The 20,530-nt window shown below is 42.7% G+C and carries 20 protein-coding genes; 12 read left to right on the top strand and 8 right to left on the bottom strand.

Annotated features, from left to right (window positions below; genetic code table 11):
- The 5 genes from Q8M62_RS04875 to Q8M62_RS04855 form a co-directional block, all read right to left on the bottom strand.
- Positions 1–608: IS3 family transposase (locus Q8M62_RS04875; RefSeq protein WP_305668045.1), on the bottom strand; the 608-nt coding region annotated here is incomplete at its 3' end.
- A 35-nt stretch (positions 609–643) separates the two neighbouring features.
- A complete protein-coding gene (locus tag Q8M62_RS04870; RefSeq protein WP_304901783.1) occupies positions 644–1,063 on the bottom strand; it encodes a hypothetical protein in 420 nt (139 codons plus the stop codon).
- Between the two features lie 151 nt (positions 1,064–1,214).
- A complete protein-coding gene (locus Q8M62_RS04865; protein WP_304901782.1) occupies positions 1,215–2,189 on the bottom strand; it encodes a hypothetical protein in 975 nt (324 codons plus the stop codon).
- A gap of 682 nt (positions 2,190–2,871) precedes the next feature.
- The gene (locus Q8M62_RS04860) at positions 2,872–3,678 is read right to left on the bottom strand and encodes a hypothetical protein (protein ID WP_304901781.1); all 807 of its coding nucleotides are present in this window, start codon (positions 3,676–3,678) and stop codon (positions 2,872–2,874) included.
- Positions 3,679–4,105: 427 nt separating this feature from the next.
- Complete coding sequence (locus tag Q8M62_RS04855; protein ID WP_304901780.1) at positions 4,106–4,915, bottom strand: hypothetical protein; 810 nt, start codon at positions 4,913–4,915, stop codon at positions 4,106–4,108.
- Between the two features lie 306 nt (positions 4,916–5,221).
- Between Q8M62_RS04855 and crtD the strand changes: the two genes are divergently transcribed.
- The gene (gene crtD, locus Q8M62_RS04850; RefSeq protein WP_304901779.1) at positions 5,222–6,685 is read left to right on the top strand and encodes a 1-hydroxycarotenoid 3,4-desaturase CrtD; all 1,464 of its coding nucleotides are present in this window, start codon (positions 5,222–5,224) and stop codon (positions 6,683–6,685) included.
- A gap of 128 nt (positions 6,686–6,813) precedes the next feature.
- Here crtD and Q8M62_RS04845 read toward each other — a convergent pair whose 3' ends face one another.
- Together Q8M62_RS04845 and Q8M62_RS04840 are read right to left on the bottom strand one after the other, a co-directional pair.
- Positions 6,814–7,194: a four helix bundle protein gene (locus tag Q8M62_RS04845; protein ID WP_304901778.1), complete on the bottom strand. Its 381-nt coding sequence runs from the start codon at positions 7,192–7,194 to the stop codon at positions 6,814–6,816.
- Positions 7,195–7,357: 163 nt separating this feature from the next.
- A complete protein-coding gene (locus tag Q8M62_RS04840) occupies positions 7,358–7,858 on the bottom strand; it encodes a regulatory protein RecX (RefSeq protein ID WP_304901777.1) in 501 nt (166 codons plus the stop codon).
- A gap of 71 nt (positions 7,859–7,929) precedes the next feature.
- On the opposite strand from Q8M62_RS04840, the gene tpiA reads away from it, so the two are divergent.
- The 7 genes from tpiA (at position 7,930) to Q8M62_RS04805 (ending at position 14,470) form a co-directional block, all read left to right on the top strand.
- Positions 7,930–8,691 (top strand): triose-phosphate isomerase, encoded by a 762-nt coding sequence (tpiA, locus tag Q8M62_RS04835; protein ID WP_304901776.1) that lies wholly within the window; start codon positions 7,930–7,932, stop codon positions 8,689–8,691.
- A gap of 87 nt (positions 8,692–8,778) precedes the next feature.
- A complete protein-coding gene (gene prmA, locus Q8M62_RS04830; RefSeq protein WP_304901775.1) occupies positions 8,779–9,606 on the top strand; it encodes a 50S ribosomal protein L11 methyltransferase in 828 nt (275 codons plus the stop codon).
- 97 nt (positions 9,607–9,703) lie between these two features.
- Entirely contained in the window at positions 9,704–9,895 is a 192-nt protein-coding gene (locus tag Q8M62_RS04825) for a hypothetical protein (protein WP_304901774.1), read from the top strand.
- A 105-nt stretch (positions 9,896–10,000) separates the two neighbouring features.
- Entirely contained in the window at positions 10,001–11,725 is a 1,725-nt protein-coding gene (recJ, locus tag Q8M62_RS04820) for a single-stranded-DNA-specific exonuclease RecJ (protein ID WP_304901773.1), read from the top strand.
- A gap of 1 nt (position 11,726) precedes the next feature.
- The gene (gene lptB / locus Q8M62_RS04815; RefSeq protein ID WP_304901772.1) at positions 11,727–12,464 is read left to right on the top strand and encodes an LPS export ABC transporter ATP-binding protein; all 738 of its coding nucleotides are present in this window, start codon (positions 11,727–11,729) and stop codon (positions 12,462–12,464) included.
- Positions 12,465–13,985: a GH3 auxin-responsive promoter family protein gene (locus Q8M62_RS04810; RefSeq protein WP_304901771.1), complete on the top strand. Its 1,521-nt coding sequence runs from the start codon at positions 12,465–12,467 to the stop codon at positions 13,983–13,985. It abuts the gene before it with no gap.
- The gene (locus tag Q8M62_RS04805; RefSeq protein ID WP_304901770.1) at positions 13,982–14,470 is read left to right on the top strand and encodes a hypothetical protein; all 489 of its coding nucleotides are present in this window, start codon (positions 13,982–13,984) and stop codon (positions 14,468–14,470) included. The genes Q8M62_RS04810 and Q8M62_RS04805 overlap by 4 nt, the downstream gene beginning before the upstream one ends.
- Positions 14,471–14,493: 23 nt before the next feature.
- Here the strand turns inward: Q8M62_RS04805 and Q8M62_RS04800 are convergent, their stop codons facing one another.
- Entirely contained in the window at positions 14,494–15,678 is a 1,185-nt protein-coding gene (locus Q8M62_RS04800; RefSeq protein WP_304901769.1) for an ATP-binding protein, read from the bottom strand.
- Between the two features lie 125 nt (positions 15,679–15,803).
- Here Q8M62_RS04800 and Q8M62_RS04795 point away from each other — a divergent pair, with 125 nt between their 5' ends.
- The 4 genes from Q8M62_RS04795 to Q8M62_RS04780 all read left to right on the top strand — a co-directional run bounded on the left by Q8M62_RS04795 (position 15,804) and on the right by Q8M62_RS04780 (position 20,433).
- Positions 15,804–16,748: a lytic transglycosylase domain-containing protein gene (locus Q8M62_RS04795; RefSeq protein WP_304901768.1), complete on the top strand. Its 945-nt coding sequence runs from the start codon at positions 15,804–15,806 to the stop codon at positions 16,746–16,748.
- A gap of 164 nt (positions 16,749–16,912) precedes the next feature.
- Complete coding sequence (locus Q8M62_RS04790) at positions 16,913–18,058, top strand: nitric oxide synthase oxygenase (protein ID WP_304901767.1); 1,146 nt, start codon at positions 16,913–16,915, stop codon at positions 18,056–18,058.
- Between the two features lie 140 nt (positions 18,059–18,198).
- Complete coding sequence (locus Q8M62_RS04785; RefSeq protein WP_304901766.1) at positions 18,199–18,993, top strand: hypothetical protein; 795 nt, start codon at positions 18,199–18,201, stop codon at positions 18,991–18,993.
- Between the two features lie 144 nt (positions 18,994–19,137).
- The gene (locus Q8M62_RS04780) at positions 19,138–20,433 is read left to right on the top strand and encodes a Xaa-Pro peptidase family protein (RefSeq protein ID WP_304901765.1); all 1,296 of its coding nucleotides are present in this window, start codon (positions 19,138–19,140) and stop codon (positions 20,431–20,433) included.
- The last annotated feature ends 97 nt before the right edge of the window (positions 20,434–20,530 follow it).

Here is a 20,530-nt window from a genome sequence, read left to right as displayed (position 1 = left end):
CTGATCGCTATACTATTGTCCTGTAATAACTTGACATACTCTTTACAACAATATTGTATTCCTCGGTCTGAATGATGGATCAGGCCTTCTACAGGCTGTTTTAACTGATCCAAAGCCATATGAAGGGCATGGATTGATGATTCCGCTTCCAGCGAGTCACTCAGATGATAACCTATGAGCTGATGTGAGAAGACATCGGTTACAAAACTGATGTAAAGAAACTTATCCTTAAATCTCCAATAAGTAATGTCGCTAACCCATAACTGATTGATTGCCTCAGCAATAAACTCTCGGATCAGATTTGGATATTTTCGAAGCCAATGACTTGAATAGGTCGTAGTTACCCGTCTGTTTCGACGGCGAATCAACAACTGATTTGCCGCCAACAGATCAAACAGCGCATCTCTACCCATCTTGATCTGGTGATCGAACATGAAGGCTTCCAGCTTCACCATGAGCTTACGGCATCCCATTTTTTTATGGGATTTTCTGATTTGTAATACCTCCTTGATCACAAGCTCCTGTTCAAAGCTAGTTTCTTCCTTCTGCCAATAATGCTGATAATAGGCCTGTCTGGTCATACCAAATAATAAACATAAACGACTCAGAGCCTGTCGCTGATGCCTTTCCTTTAAGGTGGAGATTACTTGGTGTCGGACTTTTTTCTGATCGGAATTTTCAGTTCCTTTTCTGCAATTTCGATCATCAGCTCATAGCCTTCGGCTTTCAGCTGGGCATTTTCAAGCTGACGCTCTAGCTCTTTGATGCGTTTTTGAAGGTCTCTTGGATCTTGCGGGTTGTCTTTGGTCGCCAAAACAGGTTGTTCTTGTCTGATAAAACCTGAAGGTAAATATCTTTTAATGGGATTTTCAATTCTATCACAATAACCTAACATTCGCATCCATTTAAGCATTTTTCCATGTTCTGTAGATTGACCGGTATACTTCTTCCAAATCTCAACTTTGGAGTAATTCCCTGAAAGATACTCTTTGATCATTTCTTCCCGCTCAGCCCAACTCAGAGATCCTATGCTCCTTGTTCTTTTTTCTTTTTGTCGTTTCATTGTAGTTTACTTTGTGTAAACTCAATTCAGGACAAGTCAAGATTAAGTTGAGAAAAAACACTTACATGCAACGTTCTGATTACACAAAAAATTGAAATGAAGAAGGCCTGCCAGAATCTGACAGGCCTTTTTTTAATCCTGGTTAAAAAGGTTATTTTTTACCGGGACAGTTTGTGGCAAGGATGTTAATGTTGTCGGAATGTAGATACTTCTTGGATACTTCATTCACTTTGAAATCCGTCCAAAGTAAAGCAAATCCTGCATTAGTCTGAGTACAATCCGGATCAAAGGTGATTTGGACAGTAATTCCCTCTGCCGGTACATCTCCTGTCCAGCTAAGTACTGTCGGCGTACCTCTTTTCTTACCTGGGTTTGTGGTTAGCGTTGCATCAGCAGACCAAGCCTTGATATGAGGACTAGTCCATTTTAATGTAGCCCCTGTAAGGGCTTCACATGGAATATAGGTGAAGTCGTATGTATACCCACCCACGTGGTCGTAGAAGAACTCTTCTACTTCGCAGTCATCACCACCGCCTCCACCGTCGTCATCATCGCATACCGCCAGTAAAATGTATGATGTGGTAAATGTTAACGAATGTTGGCTGTTGCGGTACACAGTGATCGATCTATTAACCTCATCACAGGGTGCCCATTCTTCTTCCAATGGAATGGTAACTGTAATAGTACTACTCTTACTCACTGGTACTAGGGGACCTCCATCAATGGAATATCCTACCAAATTAGGATCCTTACCATTGTTGTTTTTGTAAGAGTCAAAAGAGTAAACCATCTCTCCATCGACGTTTTGATAATACTCTAAATAAACACCCCCCAAGCCTGGCGCATTCCAGCTTTTGTCATCGGTCTTATAGTAGTAATTGCTTGAAGACACACAGTAGGTTTCTTCATCTGTGCAATCAGCACTGCCATAAGCCATTCGAGCATTGGAATTTGGATCAAGCCCATAGCCACTTCTAAATGTGGATGGATCCATCATAATAGCCGCATCTTCTTGGGCCGCCTGATTCGGGTCCAAAAGAGACTCCTCGGTACAAGCCGAGAAAAGAATACCGCCCAACAGCATCATCCCGATACCCCTGAGCCAAAAATTGTTAAGAATTTTCATAGTTCTGTTATTATTAACAAGACATACTAAATATCTGAATTTGAAACCATTAAAAAAGCTATTCAAACAAGAAAAAATGCATTAAATATTTGCGTTTTTTACTAATCCATGATAAAATTTCATTTCAGCCAGGCTTCATAAGCCAATTGCATCATGAAAGGGTAAAATGCTTCGCTTTTTTTGAATCTTTTGTGCCTTGGGGCCTTTGTGGCTGCTTTTTTTTCACCGCAAAGATCTCAGAGGAATAGGTTTTTGAACCGAGAACCCTACTAATGAACTTCAATCGTATCTGGCTTGGGGATGCTTTCTTGAGGTCACGGAGGGTAAAAGCTTCGCTTTTGTTTTTCACCACAGAGAACGCGGAGAATCGCAAAGGGAAGAAGGGTCTTCGACTCCTCCGCCGCGGCGGACTGACATTGCTTCGACTCCTTCACACTGGGCAGCTTGCCCGCCGTGGCGACAAGTCGAGATGCCAGCCTAAAATGTAATTGCAAATTCTAAAAAATAAGAAAGCGTAGATGCTCCCGTCCAGCTGTCGGGACTACGCATAGCCAAGCCATAGCGGATTACACCTGGTTCCTTTTTGAAACTCAACGCTTATAAAAAATATTCTACGTAGGTGGGGCAAAAAAAATCCCCCGAGGGTGTGCTCGGGGGATTTTGAAAGTTTTAAATTGAGTAGTTAATCTGCCGAACTGCAAAATTGTACGTCTAAGTGGATCACATAATATCTGTCTCCATTAGTGTCAATTGTAAGGCTAGTTCCAGAGTTAGGTGCCTGACCAGGAATTGGTCTTCCGGCAGTTGGAAGGGCTCCGTTTGCATAGGTATACCATTTTACTGATTTTGATTCACCATCCTTCAATGAATATCCAGAATTAAATGAAATGGTGATTGTACCTTCAATCGCATCATAAGTTGCAGTTCCAATTACATTTTCATTTTGGTAAACATTCTGCACAGAAGATCCTTCTATGTCGAAAGCATACCACCAAGCATTATTGAAACCTTGACTTGGATTTCCATTATTCTCACCTTCAGTGTTTCCTGCATATCCAGAATCGAATTCAAAGACACAACACTCTTCAACAATCAAATTATCAGTTGAAACTTGCCATCCTGTATTATCCCCTAAACTAGATGGACATGAAGATTGACTTCCTGTTCTAATCCACTGAGCTCTAAATTGATATTCACCTATGGCTAATCCAGTAAGAGTAGCAGTAACAACTCCATCATTGGGAGAACTTTCAGTAAGATCAAGCCAATCTCCTCCAACTAGTCGATATTGAATTTGGAAATTTCCACATTCAATTTCTGTGTTTTGGGCAAAGAATGAAACTGTAAAATTTCCATCCTCGTCGTAGCAAATTGTATTTGTATCGGAAGAGAAGGTAAAATACTTATCAACTTGATATGCATTCGCATTACCCGTTCCAAAAGGAGTCAATTTGAATCCCGCCTTGTTTGCTACTGCTTGCTCATTCATCAAGTCAGCTGTTTCGTACGTGGCCATCTGGCTACACGCTCCAAGGATCAATCCCACTAGGGCCAATCCCAAGAATTTTGTTTTGAAAAATTTCATTAAAAATTAATTTCGCTTAAATATAAATGCCTGTTGCATATAAAAAAATGATCTTAAAAATATTTTTCGCTTAAGTTGATAAATTTTATAAAAAGATAGGTCAAGCCTCTTTTTAATAGACCAAAAGGTATAGTTGTTTTAGATTCCCATTATAATTCCCCTGGCAGAAACCTTATGAAAAAAGGTAATTTACAATGGAAGATGGTACAAATGCTGGCTACGTCCCCGGTAATTTCCCTGATTCTCTTTCCTGGGAATACCTCAAATTCGACCGGGCAAAAAAAAATCCCCCGAACGCTAAGTCTGGGGGATTTGACTGATTATTTAAGAATTAATTTGTGCAAGCCTCTGTAATTGTCGGAGTGTTGCTGTTCTTTTTAGAAAGTTCGGCTACTTTGAAATCTGTCCAAACGTTGCTGTTGGCAGAATTACCACTGCAAACAGCTGACAGATCAACTGTAAATGTATATTCTGTACATGCGACAAAGGAACGAGTTGAAGACCAAACAGAAGAGTTACCACCACCATTTTGAGTAAAACCGTCTAATCCTGATACAGCTACTCCCTGAGCAAAAGTAAACTCAACCAATACATCGGTCATGTCCTCACTTGGGGTGTACTTGAACGTATATGGAGCATCATCTCCATTGTCAACATAGGAGAAACTTGCAACACAGTCTGAACATTGTTCAACTGTAATAGTGAACACCACGTTTTGAGCACCATCTTGACCTCCTACAGTCCATCTGAAAGTATGTTCACCAACTGGTAAAACACCCAAATTTGCTGTAGTTCCTGATGTGGCTTGACTTTTTTGAAATACTTGTACCCAATCTGAACCGACTAATTTCTGAATTTGGACTGTTCTTTTGCCAGTAAATCCCGCACCTCCAAAAGTAGCGGTAGAAGGATCACCCAAACATACGACATCGTCATAAGTTAATGTAAGGTTTCCGCTAATTGATTCTGTCCTTGCATTTTCATTTCCTGTTCCAAAAGGAGTCAATTTGAATCCCGCCTTGTTTGCTTCTGCTTGCTCATTCATCAAGTCAGCATTTTCGTACGTGCCCATTTGGCTACACGCCCCTAGGATCATCCCCGACAGGGCCAATCCTAAAAATTTGATTTTAAAATTTTTCATAGCTTTTTTATTTGAAACAAATATAGATGGTTAATACATACAAAAAAATGTTATTAAAATTATTTTTTACCGAATTTCATAGCGAATAGAAAATCATAGGTATAATTTTTCATGCCAATTAATAAAGTGGGTTTTTTTGGTAATATTTCGAGAAAAAGTTTCCCCAGAATTCTAGTGTTTTTTCTATAAATCCTCAATTCGTGGAAAAATTTCAAAAGCAAAAAATTTTGAAAAAATTGAAATTATTTTGAAGAAAAATAAAACTCAAGTCACAAATCGCCAGTTTCATCTTTTAATTCAAACTAAATGAAGAAAAAAGCCCTCGTCGTCGGTTCTGGAATTGCCGGAATTGCGGCTTCCATTCGCTTGGCGGTTAATGGCTTTGACGTGGAAGTGTTTGAGTCCAATGCCTATCCCGGAGGAAAACTTTCGGAACTCCTCATCCAAGGATATCGCTTCGATGCGGGTCCATCCTTGTTTACTTTGCCCGAGCAGGTAGCCGAACTCTTCCGCTTGGCGGGTCAAAAAACCGAGGATCATTTCGAATACCTCAAGTTGGATGTGGCCTGTCATTATTTTTGGGAGGATGGAAAAAAGTTGAAAGCTTGGGCGGATCTCAATCGTTTTGCTGAGGAAGTAGAAACGAAATTAGGAGAGCCTGCAAGTCATATTCGCGAAGCACTTCAGCGATCGGCTTTTATCTATGATCATTTGGCGCCGCTTTTTATGCATCGGTCGCTGCACAAGTTTGGCACCTGGACCAATCCTCAGGCACTGAAATCGTATCTAAAGATGGGCAAGCTCGGTATTTTTTCTACCATGAATAAAGCCAACGAGCGTCAGTTTAGCTCTCCCAAATTGGTGCAGCTTTTCAACCGATATGCCACGTACAACGGTTCGAATCCCTATGAAACTCCTGCCACGCTGAATATCATTCCGCATCTGGAATTCAACATCGGGGCGTTTTTCCCAAAGAAAGGGATGCATGACATCACCATGAGTTTGTACAAATTGGCGCTTTCACTTGGGGTGAAATACCACTTCAATGCGCCAGTTGAAGAAATCCTAGTGGAAAATAGCAAAGCTGTTGGGGTTCTCGCCAATGGGCAAGAAATACGAGCTGATGTCGTGGTGAACAACATGGACATGGTCAATGCCTACAAGACCATCTTGCGAAAACAAAAACAACCCAAACTTCTGCTCGACCAACCCAAATCCAGTTCGGCATTGATCTTTTATTGGGGTGTCAAAAAGAATTTTCCGGAATTGGATCTGCACAACATCCTTTTCTCGGAGGATTACAAGGCCGAGTTTGATCACATTTTCAATAAAGGTTCGATCTATTCCGATCCGACCGTGTACATCAATATCACTTCGGTCTGTAAAACAGACGATGCCCCGGCAGGCTGCATGAATTGGTTTACCATGATCAATGTGCCCAATAATCAAGGCCAAAACTGGGATGAGCTGATCGCCGAGGCGAGAAGAAACATCATTTCAAAAATCAACAGAATTCTGAAAACAGACCTGGAACCCCTGATCGAAGTCGAGGAAATCCTGGATCCGAGAACTATTGAATCCAAAACTTCTTCCGCCCAAGGCGCACTCTATGGCAACAGTTCCAATAATAAGTTTGCCGCTTTTCTTCGCCACGCCAATTATTCTTCATCGATCAAAAACCTCTATTTCTGCGGGGGATCAGTTCATCCGGGAGGCGGCATCCCGCTTTCGCTTCTTTCGGCGAAGATTATGACGGAATTGGTAAGTTAGTCAACGGTCCACAGCAGGCAGTTGTCAGTGGACAGTCAACAGTTGACAGTAGTTAGTTTTAAGTAATCAGTAGTCAGTAGTCAGTAGTCAGTTGGAAAAACACTAAATAATGATACCGGTTTAGAGGGTTAGCTTTTTTGGGGATTGGCTGATCCAAATTTTTCAGGGTTGGCAATCATGAAGCCTATCAATCTTCCAACTTCTTTAACTTCATCAAGTAAACTTTCTGAAAGTTCTGGTGAAATATAGCCACAGTGTTTTGCAAAACTAATCCAGATTTGGGTTTCGGTATTTTCCATATCTGCATCAGAAAGTTTTGAAATAAAATGGGCTAAATATCTTCTTTTTCGATATCCTTCACCAAGATTTACACATACAGATCTACTGGATCGCCTGATTTGATCCGTCAGAGAATATGTTTCTTCTTTCGGGAAGGATTTACTTATTTCAAAAATTTTCATGGAAAGGTTGAATGCCTTTTGGTAGCTTAAAAGATCAGTGAAATCCATAAAATTGATTGAAAAGTGAATAATAACTTTCTCAATTTAAGAAAAACTAAATTCTGCCAATTTTACATCCGGCGGAAACTTTTCTGTAACTGCCCACTGCCCACTACCTACTGCATACTGCCTACCGCCCACTGCCTACTGCATACTGTACACTGCCCACCGCCTACTGCAAACCAGAAACCGCTTCCTGCACCAAGTCTTGCTCAAAACCCCTGCTCATCAAATATTGAATGACTTTGTATCGCTTTTTGTACGGATCTCTCTCCAGGGATTTTTCCCATTTTTTTTCCGCTTGAGTGAGAAGGGTATCGTAGTATTCCTCAGGGTCGATCTCCGAAAGCCCATATTGAATTAATCGGGGACTGATATCCCGCATTTTGAGTTCTCGGGTGATCCGTAATCTCCCCCAATGCTTCAGCCGGAACTTTCCCCTTGCAAATGCCCGGGCAAAGCGTTCTTCGTTCAAAAAATCAGTTCCGATCATTTCCGCGATCAATTCTTCGGCACCATCACCTTTGATGCCTTTTTCGTACAGTTTGCGCCTGACTTCCCACTGACTTCGCTCCTGATAAGCGCAATAGGTTTCGAGTTTTCCTTTGGCTTCATCGAGTGACCAATACTTTTTTGGAGCTTGATCTGGGTTATTTTTTCCCCAACCGGACATTTTTGGTAATTTTATCCCAAAGTACTTCAGCTCACGCTATTTTTCCAACCTCTCAAAATTTTATACCTACCATGCGAAAAAAAATCATTGCCGGAAACTGGAAGATGAACATGACCTTTGATGAAGGTCAAAAACTCACATCCGAAATTGTAAATATGTTTAAAGACGAAGCCGTGAAAGATGTCATTGCTGTCTTGAACCCTCCTTTTCCCCATATTTTTCCTGTCAAAAAACTGATTGGCGACACTCCCGGTATTGCACTCGGTGCTCAAAATTGCTCCGCAATGGAATCAGGAGCGTTTACAGGTGAAGTTTCTGCCAAAATCTTAGCTTCTTTCGGCGTTCAATATGTGATTTTGGGTCACTCTGAGCGAAGAGAATATTTTAAAGAGGACAATGAATTATTGGCGCTGAAAGTGAAGCAGGCGCTTGCTCATGGATTGACCCCGATTTTTTGCTGTGGAGAATCCTTGGAAATCCGAATGGCCGGAACCCACGAGTCCAACGTGAAATTCCAGCTTACAGAAAGCCTTTTTGATTTGAGTCCTGAAGATATGGCAAAAGTGGTGATTGCATACGAACCTATCTGGGCCATCGGAACCGGCAAAACTGCCACGGCTGATCAAGCCCAAGAAATGCATGCTGCGTTGAGAAGACATATTGCCTCTAAGTTTGGTAAGGAATTGGCCAACAATACCTCAATACTCTATGGGGGTAGTGCAAATCCGGGAAACGCCAAAGAGCTTTTCTCTAAAGAAGATGTAGATGGTGGACTGATAGGCGGCGCTTCTCTTAAGTCTAGAGACTTCATTGATATCACCAAGTCCTTTTAAAAACCATTTAAAATCAATCAACACAATTATCGCAGGTCTGTGTCCAAGCAGACCTGTGTATTATTTACATATTCATTACCCAATCCCATGGATTACCTGGAGTTTAAGATCAAGTGCCTGGAAGAATTCCGGGAAATACTCATTGCAGAATTGGCAGAAATAGGCTTTGATTCCTTCCAAGAGACCGAGGAGGGAATTGATGCCTATATCCTGCAGGGTAATTTTGACAGGGAAAAATTCACCGAAATCATCTCCGGTTATCAGGTGGCTGCTGAAATCTCTCTATCAGAGGAGGTCATGCCAAAGGTCAACTGGAATGAAGAATGGGAAAAAAACTATGATCCGATCGAAGTGGAGGAGCTAGTCTATGTTCGTGCTTCATTTCATGAACCCAAATCGGGTTTCAAGCATGAAATCGTCATCAATCCCAAAATGTCCTTTGGGACGGGACATCATGCCACTACCTATCAGATGCTCAGGCATCAAGGGGAACTTGATCATAGCGGGAAAAGAGTCCTTGACGTCGGCTCCGGAACGGGCATTCTGGCCATCATGGCCCATCTGCTGGGAGCGAGGGAAGTGGAAGCTTTTGATATCGACGACTGGTGTGTGGACAATGGTAACGAAAATTTTGATCTGAATGGCTTAAGCACCAGAATGGGACTTGGCACTATTCGCGAGGTCAATCCCCAAGGACCTTTTGAGATAGTTCTGGCCAATATCAATAAAAATGTGCTCCTCGATGAAATTCAGATCTATGCAGGATTGCTGTCACCGAAAGGATTTCTCCTTTTGAGTGGATTTTACACAGAGGACATTGAAGATTTGATTATTGCGGCGAGACCCCATGGCTTGGTTCTTCAACAAAAATCTTCTAAAGACAACTGGGCGGCGCTCATTTTACAAAAAGATTAAGGAGTGGAAAGGTTAAAAAGTGGTAAACCTTCCAATAAAAAAACCGAATCATCTGTTAATCTTTTGAGGGTTATAAGTTTTCAAATATTCTTCCCAAATGAATGAACTGATCATTTATGCGATCGTTTTTGTACTGCTGATTGGCCATTGTCTATTGGCGGGTAAGATGTATCGTACTGTGCATCAGGATGCAGGCTTAAGTTTTAGAGAAAAGAATGACTGGAAGCTCAAGTCTTTGATATTTCCGGGATTTTTCTGGTGGCAGTATCAAAAGCAAAAACAGGGGTAAATCCTTTCAGAAAGGATACTTTTAGTCCCAAATGTCCGCTAATAGGTGATCCCCCTACTCATGCCAAGCGGATTCTCATCCCAATTACTTTTGTAATTTCGAATCATGGAATACGTCTGGAAACAAAAACCCAAAGCCTCACAAGCAGTAATCGAGCGACTCGGTAAGGAAATCAATGTGAATCCTACCCTCGCAAATATGCTGATCAATCGGAGCGTGGAGAGTTTCGATCAGGCAAAAGATTATTTCCGCCCAAGTCTAAGTCAACTCCATGATCCTTTTCTGATGAAGGACATGGAAGCGGCAGTCACGCGCATTCAAAAGGCGGTCTTGAATCAGGAAAAAATCATGGTGTATGGTGATTATGACGTAGACGGGACGACTGCGGTCGCCTTGATGTATGGCTTTTTGAAATCCTTCTACCCCAATGTTGAATTTTATATTCCTGATCGCTACAAGGAAGGCTACGGCATTTCCGATCGAGGAGTAAGAGTAGCTGCTGAAAACGGTATTTCCCTCATTATTGCTCTGGATTGCGGAATCAAAGCCATCGACAAAGTAAAATTGGCTGCTGAACTTGGGGTGGATTTCATCATTTGTGACCACCATACTCCGGGAGATGAATTACCTGCTGCAGTGGCGGTATTGGATGCTAAAAGAAAAGACTGCAATTATCCCTACAAGGAATTGAGTGGATGCGGAGTAGGCTTCAAGTTGATTCAGGCTTATGCCAAATCCAATGGAATCGAAGAATCCAATCTGTACAATTACCTGGATCTCTTGGTCGTCAGCATTGCGGCGGACATTGTCCCTATTTCCGGGGAAAATAGAATTTTGGCTTATTACGGATTGGACCGAATCAACAATATTCCCCGACCGGGACTAAAGGCCTTGATTCTTCAGGCCAAAGTCGAAAAGGATATTCAAATCTCGGACATCGTCTTCAAAATTGGTCCCCGAATCAATGCCTCCGGTAGACTGGAGCACGCCAAGGCCTCTGTGGAACTGTTGATTGCGCCCAATCTAGACGAAGCTATAGAGCGGGCAAAGCTTGTGGATGAGGTCAATTCCACCCGTCGAAACTTTGACGAAAACATCACCAAAGAGGCTTTCGAAATGCTTGCCATTCGGGAAGAAACTGCCCAGTGGAACTCTACAGTTCTTTTCAAGCAGGATTGGCATAAGGGCGTGATCGGAATCGTCGCCAGCAGATGCATTGAGAAATATTACCGCCCCACGATCATCCTGACCGAATCCAATAACAAAGCAACCGGAAGTGCCCGGTCGGTGGTAGACTTTGACATCTATGAGGCGATTGCAGAATGTGCCGATCTTTTGGATCAGTTTGGAGGGCATAAGTATGCGGCAGGATTGACACTTTCAGTAGAAAATGTGCCCGCATTTCAAGAAAGATTTGAAATGGTAGTTCGCAGCAGAATTGAGGAAATTCACCTGAAACCAGTGATCGAAGTCGATGATGTATTGCTTTTGGATCAAATCAATTACAAGTTTTACAATATTTTGAAGCAGATGGCTCCATTTGGACCGGGGAATACAGAACCGGTTTTCCGAATAGCAAACGTTTATGCCGAGGATGTTACGGTATTGAAAGACAAGCATTTGCGTTTTAAAATCGTCCAAGACGGTCAGGTGACGACTCCCGTTTGTCTGGGATTTGGGATGGCCGATCGGGAAAAGGACCCTGATTTGACTACCGTCAACATGCTTCGCGGGAAAATGCGTTTTGACTTGGTCGTGGAAATGCGTGAGAATTTTTTCCGTGATAAAAGTAGCTTGCAACTCTACGTTAAAGACATCAAATTTGACTGATATGATGCTTCGTGCCGAAAACCTCGTCAAAATCTACAAAGGCCGCCGTGTGGTCAATGATATTTCCGTGCAAGTGGAGCAGGGGGAAATCGTCGGGCTTTTAGGCCCTAATGGTGCCGGAAAGACCACTTCCTTTTACATGATTGTGGGATTGATCCAACCGAATGAAGGCAAGATTTTTCTGGAAAATGACGAAATCACCAGCTTGCCCATGTACAAGCGGGCAAAACTTGGAATAGGCTACCTGGCACAGGAGGCTTCAGTTTTTCGCAAACTATCGGTGGAAGAAAATATTCTTGCCGTCTTGGAAATGACCAAATTGCCCAAAGTCCAGCAAAAGGAAAAAATGGAGAGCCTGTTGGAAGAATTCAGCTTGACTCATGTGCGGAAAAACTTGGGTATGGTTCTTTCAGGAGGAGAAAGAAGGCGAACAGAAATTGCCCGGGCTTTGGCAGTAGACCCGAAGTTTGTACTGCTGGATGAACCATTTGCAGGTGTCGATCCGATTGCTGTGGAAGAGATTCAGACCATTGTCGCCAAATTAAAAACCAAAAACATTGGCATTTTGATCACCGATCATAATGTCAACGAGACATTATCCATCACTGACCGTGCTTACCTGATGTTTGAAGGCCGGTTACTTAAAGCCGGAACAGCCGAGGAATTGGCGGCCGATGAGCAGGTTCGTAAAGTTTACTTAGGCAGTCAGTTTGAGCTGAAACGCAAAATTTTTAAATAGATGGATGTGATCAACAGCTTCATGACCTGGATATTTAAAAATAGAATGGGTCAAATCGAAAATTTTAAGGAAAACCCCATCCAAGTTCAAGAGGCTGCATTTCGAGAGTTGATCGAAGCTGGGAAGCGGACAGAATTCGGAAAAAAATATCAGTTTGACAGGCTTAAGTCCTACAGCGATTTTGCGGAGAAGGTTCCGGTTTTTGATTACGAATCATTTAAGCCGTTCATCGAAAAAACCATGCAGGGCAGTCAAAATGTGATCTGGAATACTGAGATCGAATGGTTTGCCAAGTCCTCAGGCACCACCGGCAGCCGAAGTAAGTATATTCCTGTGTCGGAGGAAAGTCTGGAGGAGTGTCATTACAAAGGTGGAAAAGACATGCTGTCGCTGTATGTTTCCAATTATCCGGATTCAAAGCTTTTCACAGGCAAAAGCCTGACCATCGGAGGAACTTTGGAGAAGAATCCACTGAACCCCCAAGGTACTGCCAAGGCTGGAGACGTGTCGGCTGTGATTATGCAAAATCTTCCGATTTGGGCGCAATATGCGAGAACTCCATCCTTGGAAACTGCTTTGATGGGGGAGTGGGAAGCCAAGATTGAAAAGATGGCCCGGGAGACCATGAACGAAAATGTGACCTGCATAGCGGGTGTTCCCACTTGGACCATCGTGTTGCTTCGGCGAATTCTCGAACTGAAAAAGGCAAAAAACATTCTGGAAGTTTGGCCAAATCTGGAGGTGTTTTTCCACGGGGCGGTTGCTTTTGGGCCTTACCGCAGTTTGTTCAGGGAGTTGATTCCTTCAGAAAAGATGCATTACATGGAGACCTACAATGCATCCGAGGGCTTTTTTGGGATTCAGGATCAGCCTGATTCGGATGAATTGTTACTGCTGCTCGATTATGGTATTTTCTATGAATTCATTCCAATGGATGAATGGGGAAAAGAAAATGAACAGGTCATTTCCTTGAAAGAGGTCGAAATCGGGAAAAACTATGCTATGGTCATCTCCACAAACGGAGGACTATGGCGATATAAAATTGGGGATACTGTCAAATTCACTTCAACGATTCCCTATCGGTTTAGAATTTCAGGCCGAACGAAGCATTTCATCAATGCCTTTGGAGAAGAAGTAATCGTAGAAAATGCAGAAGCTGCGATTCAGTTTGCTGCAGAGGAAACCCACTCCACCATTGCAAATTTTACAGCTGCTCCGGTTTATTTTGAGGGAAATGGCTCCAAAGGAGCACACGAATGGATTGTGGAATTCCGTACTCCTCCGGCTGATTTGGACAAATTTACGCTGCTATTGGACGAAAAACTCAGGCAAGTCAACTCAGACTATGATGCGAAGCGGTACAAGGATTTGGCGCTGACTCTTCCAGTCATGCATCAGGCGCCCGAGGGACTTTTTGAGTCTTGGTTGAGTAAAAAAGGCAAACTTGGCGGCCAGCATAAAGTGCCGAGACTTTCCAATTCAAGGGAGTTATTGGAAGAGATTTTGGGGATGATGAAATGAGAAAATTTGGGTTGACACTTGCTTTGATGGGGCTTTCACTCGGATGCACTTGGGCTTGTGAGTGTATTAAGGAGCTTACTGAGACCCTGAAGCAAAAAGTTGAAATAGCTTCTGTGATCTTTTATGGTGAGGTGGTTTCCATAGCAGACATTGACAAAGCCAAGCCAAGATCTCAAACATATATAGAATACGGATTTGAACAGCTCGATAAAACGAGGTCAGGATATCACCCTCAATTTCGAGTGATTGATGTTCTGAAAGGAGATCTTAAAAAGGAGATGGGACAGGATCTTTTTAAATACCAAGGACCTATTTCGATTTGTTCGGATAGTTTCAAGGTGGGTGAGAAATACCTTGTCTTGGCTAATCGTGATGAAGATGGAAAGGTATTGCTCAGAATCTGTAATCCCCCCTTAACTTTTGAAGACCGAAAGGCCTATTTGAGGACTAAACGAGAAATTATCAGGATTATAGAGCTTGAGTGAGTTTAGATTTTTTTCTTGATCAATTAATACAAAAACCCAAATAACCAGAGCGGAATTTTATTTCCAGAACCAATTTTCATCTGATCAAGTGCTAAATAGGCATTGGGGATGCCTTGATTTTGTTGTGCGGTTTTATTAGGCCCACCAATCTCGAATACAAACTGATCATCTACCATAAAGTCACCGAATTTCGGCAATGTCACCTGATGTGAGACCTGCACTTGATTCAGGAAAAAAGTCTCCCGGAGGTTTCCCGTATTCGGTTCGGAAGGGCTTAATGCGAAAGCAAGGTTTGGGTTTTGCAAATAGATTTTTTCAGGTTTTTGGAGAAAAGAAATTCCATGAACTGATTGGTATAGCAGATTGAGTATTTGTGCTTGATGCAACATATCCAAAATCTTCAATACCGTGTTTCTTGAAGTCTCCAGCTTCTCGGCCAGTTTGCTGATGTTTGGAGTGAAAGGAACAGATTCGCTGATGATGTTAAGAAGTTTTTTCATACTTCGGACTGTTTTGTAGGAAATTTCTTCAAAAGGGCCGATATCCATCTCCAAAACCATGTGAGTAGTTTCCAATAATCTGGAATAATACAAGTCGGCTCCCATGCGGGAAAAAGGGTAATATCCATACTTCAGGTATTGCTCGAAAAGCCGGAGAATTTCAAATCGATCGGTCAGTTCCTCGCTCGCTCGTGTATGATTTTCTATTATTGACGCCAAAGAGATTTCAGAGAGCGCTTGATCTTTTTCAATATTGATAAACTCTCGAAACGAAAGTCCTGCCAAGTGATAAACTGCAGCTCTTCGGGACAAGTCCGCATTTCCTTTTTTCACTTCCAAAATCGAAGATCCTGAGACTACAAAAAAGGCATCATCATAGGTATCGAATATCGACTTGAGGTCTGTTGACAAATGGGCATGTCGATGGGCTTCATCCAAATAAAAATATCTATATCCAAGTTGGTAATACTCTTCAATAAGTAGGATTAGGCGGTTTTCTTCAAAATAAAAATCATCCAAACTAAGGTAGACCTTTTTTGCGACGACCGTTTTCAATTTTTGTAAAATCAGAGTGGTCTTGCCTACCCCTCTGTGGCCCAAAATCAAATTCAGACGCTGGTTCCAGTCGATTTTTTCCATTAGGTACCGAACAAATGCAGGCATGCTTGCTTGAAGTTTGCGTTCTGAAATTGTCAAGAGCCGATCCATGATATTGTTTTTTATAAACAACAATATTCTTCAAATTCAAAAACCCCTTCTTATACACTCGAGTTAATTTTTTGCCGTTTACAAAACAGCCTAGGAATACTTCCATTCTGGGTTTAACTTGAATTATGAGCAGAAATCACCTCTTTTTAATTTATTTCCTTCTTTTCTTCTCGATTGCTTTGGGGACTTGGGCCGTACTGAAAACCCCTCAGTCTCAAGGGGACAATCAAAACCTAATGGAGGAACGGTCCTATCCAGTTCAGGCTTTTACAATTACCCGTGACTCGATTCGACTCTTCGACATTCCCAAAAACCTTGATTTTGCCGGAGAAAAAGTACCATTGGAAAGGGGAGATATTTTTGAGCGATTGGAGCGTGAGATCTATGTCAACGCCTATTGGGAATCCAATATGATTTTGTTGCTGAAAAGGTCTGCCAAATACCTACCCGAAATAGAACGGATGTTAAAGGAAAACGGAATTCCCGATGATTTCAAATATGTGGCGATCGCCGAAAGTGCTTTGATGAATGTGGGTTCTCCGGCCGGAGCGAGGGGTTTTTGGCAAATATTGGAAAGCACAGGCAAAGAATATGGACTGGAAATCTCCAACGATGTAGACGAACGCTATCATTTCGAAAAATCTACCTTGGCAGCCGCCAAGTATTTTAAGAAAGCGCATGCCAAATTTGGCGATTGGACTGCCGTGGCAGCCAGTTACAATATGGGACAATCAGGGTTTAGTAAAAGACAAGAGGAGCAGCTACACAGCAATTATTATGAATTGTACCTGAACGAGGAGACGAGCCGATACCTTTTTCGCATTTTGGCTTTCAAAATAATTTTTGAAAATCCCGGAGCCTTTGGTTATCATTTCAGGGAAAGTGATTATTACCAAACCCCGGTGTTGAGGACGATTCGTGTGGATGAGGATATCAAAGATCTTCCAAAATGGGCTAAAGACCAGGGAAGTTCTTACAAAGACCTAAAGCTGTACAATCCGTGGTTGCGAGATCGTAATCTCAATGTGAAGCGGGGAAAAGTTTACCAAATCCAGTTGCCCGAAAAATAAATCGCCTGGGGAAATTTGGGAGATTGAACAAACCCTTTTTTGATATGTTAACACTACTGTTAATAGCTTTGCAAAGCATTTAACACCCCACGAAATCATTTTCTTTGGTAGCTCCATTTTAAATATCGGATCGAAACCATTGTAAGTAAATCCCTCATTTCGATATGCATCAATCAGAGGCAGTCCTCTTTCATGAGGCAGATTCCTTCCTTCGTCAATTTTTTAAAGAAAATGATCGTGAAGAAGTAGAATTGCGTATCGGTCAAGTTTATGATGAGATTAATCAGAATGGAACCTACCACTTAACCGAAGAAGAGTTGATATTCGGAGCCAAATTGGCTTGGAGAAACAGCAATCGATGCATTGGGAGGTTATTTTGGAAAGGTCTGAAAATTAGGGATCGTCGTCAGTTAGATTCAATTGAGGCCGTTTTTGAGGACCTATTGGAGCATTTGGACTTCGCCACCAATGGGGGGAAAATCAGATCTACCATCTCGATATATCCAGGTACTTCCGAAGGGCCGGAAGGGCCTCGAATCTTGAATAAACAGGTGATCCGATTTGCAGGATACCGAATGTCTAATGGTCAGATTTTAGGAGATCCTGATTCCATTGAGTTTACCCGTTTTTGCCAATCATTAGGATGGAAATCCCCTCGAACGGCTTTCGATGTACTTCCTTTGGTGATCCAGATGGGAAGTCAAGAGCCTAAATGGTTCGAAATCCCTGAGGAAAAAGTCCTGAGAGTTCCCATTTCTCATCCTGAGTTTTCTTGGTTCGAGGAATTGAACATCCAATGGTATGCAGTACCTCTGATTTCGGATATGCGCCTGGAGATTGGAGGAATTTCATTTCCCTGTTCCCCGTTTAATGGCTGGTACATGCTCTCAGAGATTGCCGTGCGCAATTTTGCAGATGAGCATCGATACAATCTACTGCCTCAAATTGCCGAGAAGATGAATTTGAAAGCCAAAGAATTACGGTCACTTTGGAAAGATAAAGCTTTACTTGTACTCCAGGAGGCAGTGTTACATTCATTTCAGGCGAAGGGCGTTTCACTGGTGGATCATCACACAGCATCAGAACAGTTTCTGGAATTTTGTAGAATCGAGGAAAGTAAAAGCAGGAAGGTGCAGGCCGATTGGGCTTGGATAGTTCCTCCATCAGCTGGATCAACAATGGGCGTATTTCACCAGGAATGGGATAACCAGATCATTAAACCGAATTTCTTTTATCAACAAAACCTCTGGCTGGAAAAATTTCCTGAATCAGATGCTAAATCCCGAACCTGTCCATTTACAGTTGGCTAGGACACGGTTCCACACCAGAAACTCTGGAATTTTAGAGCAGGAATGTCTTAATAATAAAATTAAACAAGCCCATGGCTTAAAACTGGAACGAGTTTGGGTTAGTGCTGTCTATTACTATTCAAAAACCAACTCTAACTATTATGAGACTTTTAAATGTAGCCCAACCAAGTGTTTTATTAATCGGTGTTTTGTTTTTCGCATTATTCTCCTGTGAGCAAAGCAATGATCCTAACAGGGACGACAGTGGATTTACTAACACCCGTGCCGTATTCCTTCTGATCGATGAGGAAAGTATTGACAACGGTAATCCTCCGAATAATTTTTCGGCCGATGATGTCAATGATCAATTGGCTACCATTGGATTTCGACAACCTTTGCGATTTTTTGAAAATAATGTTGGCAGAGAAATAGACCTTTTTACCGGGCAGGTAGGTGATGAAGGCTGGTTTGCCTTAAAGACAATCCCCAATTCATGGGTTAGTACCGGGCCAACCGGAAACGGACTTAGGAATTATCTGACACCAGGCCCAAGGCTCGGTTCCCCGGTTCCGGATGACGATCGGGAAGTTTTACTGGACAAAATACCAAATGTCACCCCCTTGCGGGCTACAGGCTTGGCAATGTTGGTTGGACAAACGGTCTATGCAGTGGTCTATGACAGTGATATTTCTATTAATTACTCCCCACTTACAGGCAATCTCCAAGGAGCTAATCTGGGTGTGGTTGCTTTCGATGTGCTTAGGGTAACGCAACGAATGGATGGGTCAAGCTCAGATTTGCCAAGGGTTTCAATCCGTATTCGGAGTGCTCAAAATATTTCAGGCCTTGGATTGGGTCTTTTCGTAAATGCTCCAATTCCCCAGTCTTCCTCCGTACCTTTTGACATCGCACCGTCATCAAATCCACCCGCCATAGTTATAGAAGGCGCTAATTGACTCCGGTTTGATTTGGCTTGAGTTTTTGTTGCCGGAATTTTTACAGGAGAAAAAATGACTTTCTGTCTCTTTACCACATTGGATCTTTCATTTTCAATGCGGTATTTAATTACCTTGGAATTCCATCAAGAATAAGTCTAATAAATGAACAGAAGGAATTTTATCAATGTATCCGCAATGACTGCGGGAGCCTCTATTTTGACAGGAGCAGTAGTGGCAAGTACTCGAAAAGGAACACCAATTTTGGAATCATCTTCACTTGATTTGCTTTCATCAAAAATTGCTGATGTTGTTCCCATCTCACTTGATGAGCGAAAAGCCCGGGTTTCAAAAGCCCAAAACCTGATGGACAAAAATGGATTTAGCGCTATGGTCCTTGATTCCGGTACTTCTATGAATTACTTCACGGGGATGACTTGGGGACAAAGCGAGCGTCCGATGGTCGCCGTCATTCCGGCCAAGGGTGAGGTGAGCTATATCTGTCCGAAATTTGAGGAGGCCCGTCTGGAGGAGATCATACAGATGGGGAATAAAATCGGAGACAAAATCTATCCCTGGGAAGAAGACGAGAGTCCTTACGAGCAAATCAAAAAGGCCATTTTAGACTCAGGAGCTACTTCCGGCAAGATTGGAATGGAGGAGCGGGTTCGGTTCTTCATTGCAGACGGGGTGAGAAAAGTTGCCTCCAGCTTTGAAATTGTGAGTGCAGATCCGGTGGTGATTCCCTGCCGGATTATCAAATCGCCTGCGGAAATCGCACTGATGCAGCGTGCCACCGAATTAACCATCGAGGCAATCACGATTGGGTTGACTTTTCTCAAAGAGGGAGGAAGCCCCTCTGATTTTTCTTCTGCGGTCGCTCAGGCCCATCAGAAAATGGGCGGAAGGCATGCTTTCGCGCTGGCTAATTTTGGGGAAGCCTCAGCTTTTCCGCACGGAAGCTCTAAGCCGCAAATCCTGAAAAAAGGCGATGTGGTTTTGGTAGACTGTGGATGCACCGTACAGGGATACAATTCCGACATCAGCCGCACGGTGGTCTTCGGGGCAGCACCTACCGCAAGACAACTCGAGATCTGGAATCTTGAAAAGGAAGCTCAAGCCGCAGGATACAAAGCCGCAAGAATCGGGGCAACCTTGGGCGAGGTAGATGCCGCCGCCAGAAAGGTAATCACGGATGCAGGGTTTGGACCGGATTACAAATTACCCGGATTGCCACACCGAACAGGTCATGGTATCGGTATGGATGGACATGAATGGGGCAATGCCGTGAAGGGAAATACTCAAATTCTCGAACCGGGGATGTGCTTCAGCATCGAGCCTAATATCTCAATCGTCGGAGAATTTGGTGTCAGACATGAGGATTGTGTGTACATGACCGAAACTGGACCGGTTTGGTTTTCCAAGCCAAGCCCTTCGATTAGCCAGCCATTTGAATTATAAATTGTCGAGAACCAACACCCCTCAATTCAGGTTACAATCTTTGGGTCGGGCATCGCTCTTCCCCTCAAAAAATTGTACCTTCGCCGATTAATAATTT

It is taken from the genome of Algoriphagus sp., assembly GCF_030694375.1.
GTDB lineage: Bacteria > Bacteroidota > Bacteroidia > Cytophagales > Cyclobacteriaceae > Algoriphagus.
This window is presented reverse-complemented; position numbering and strand designations above follow the sequence as displayed.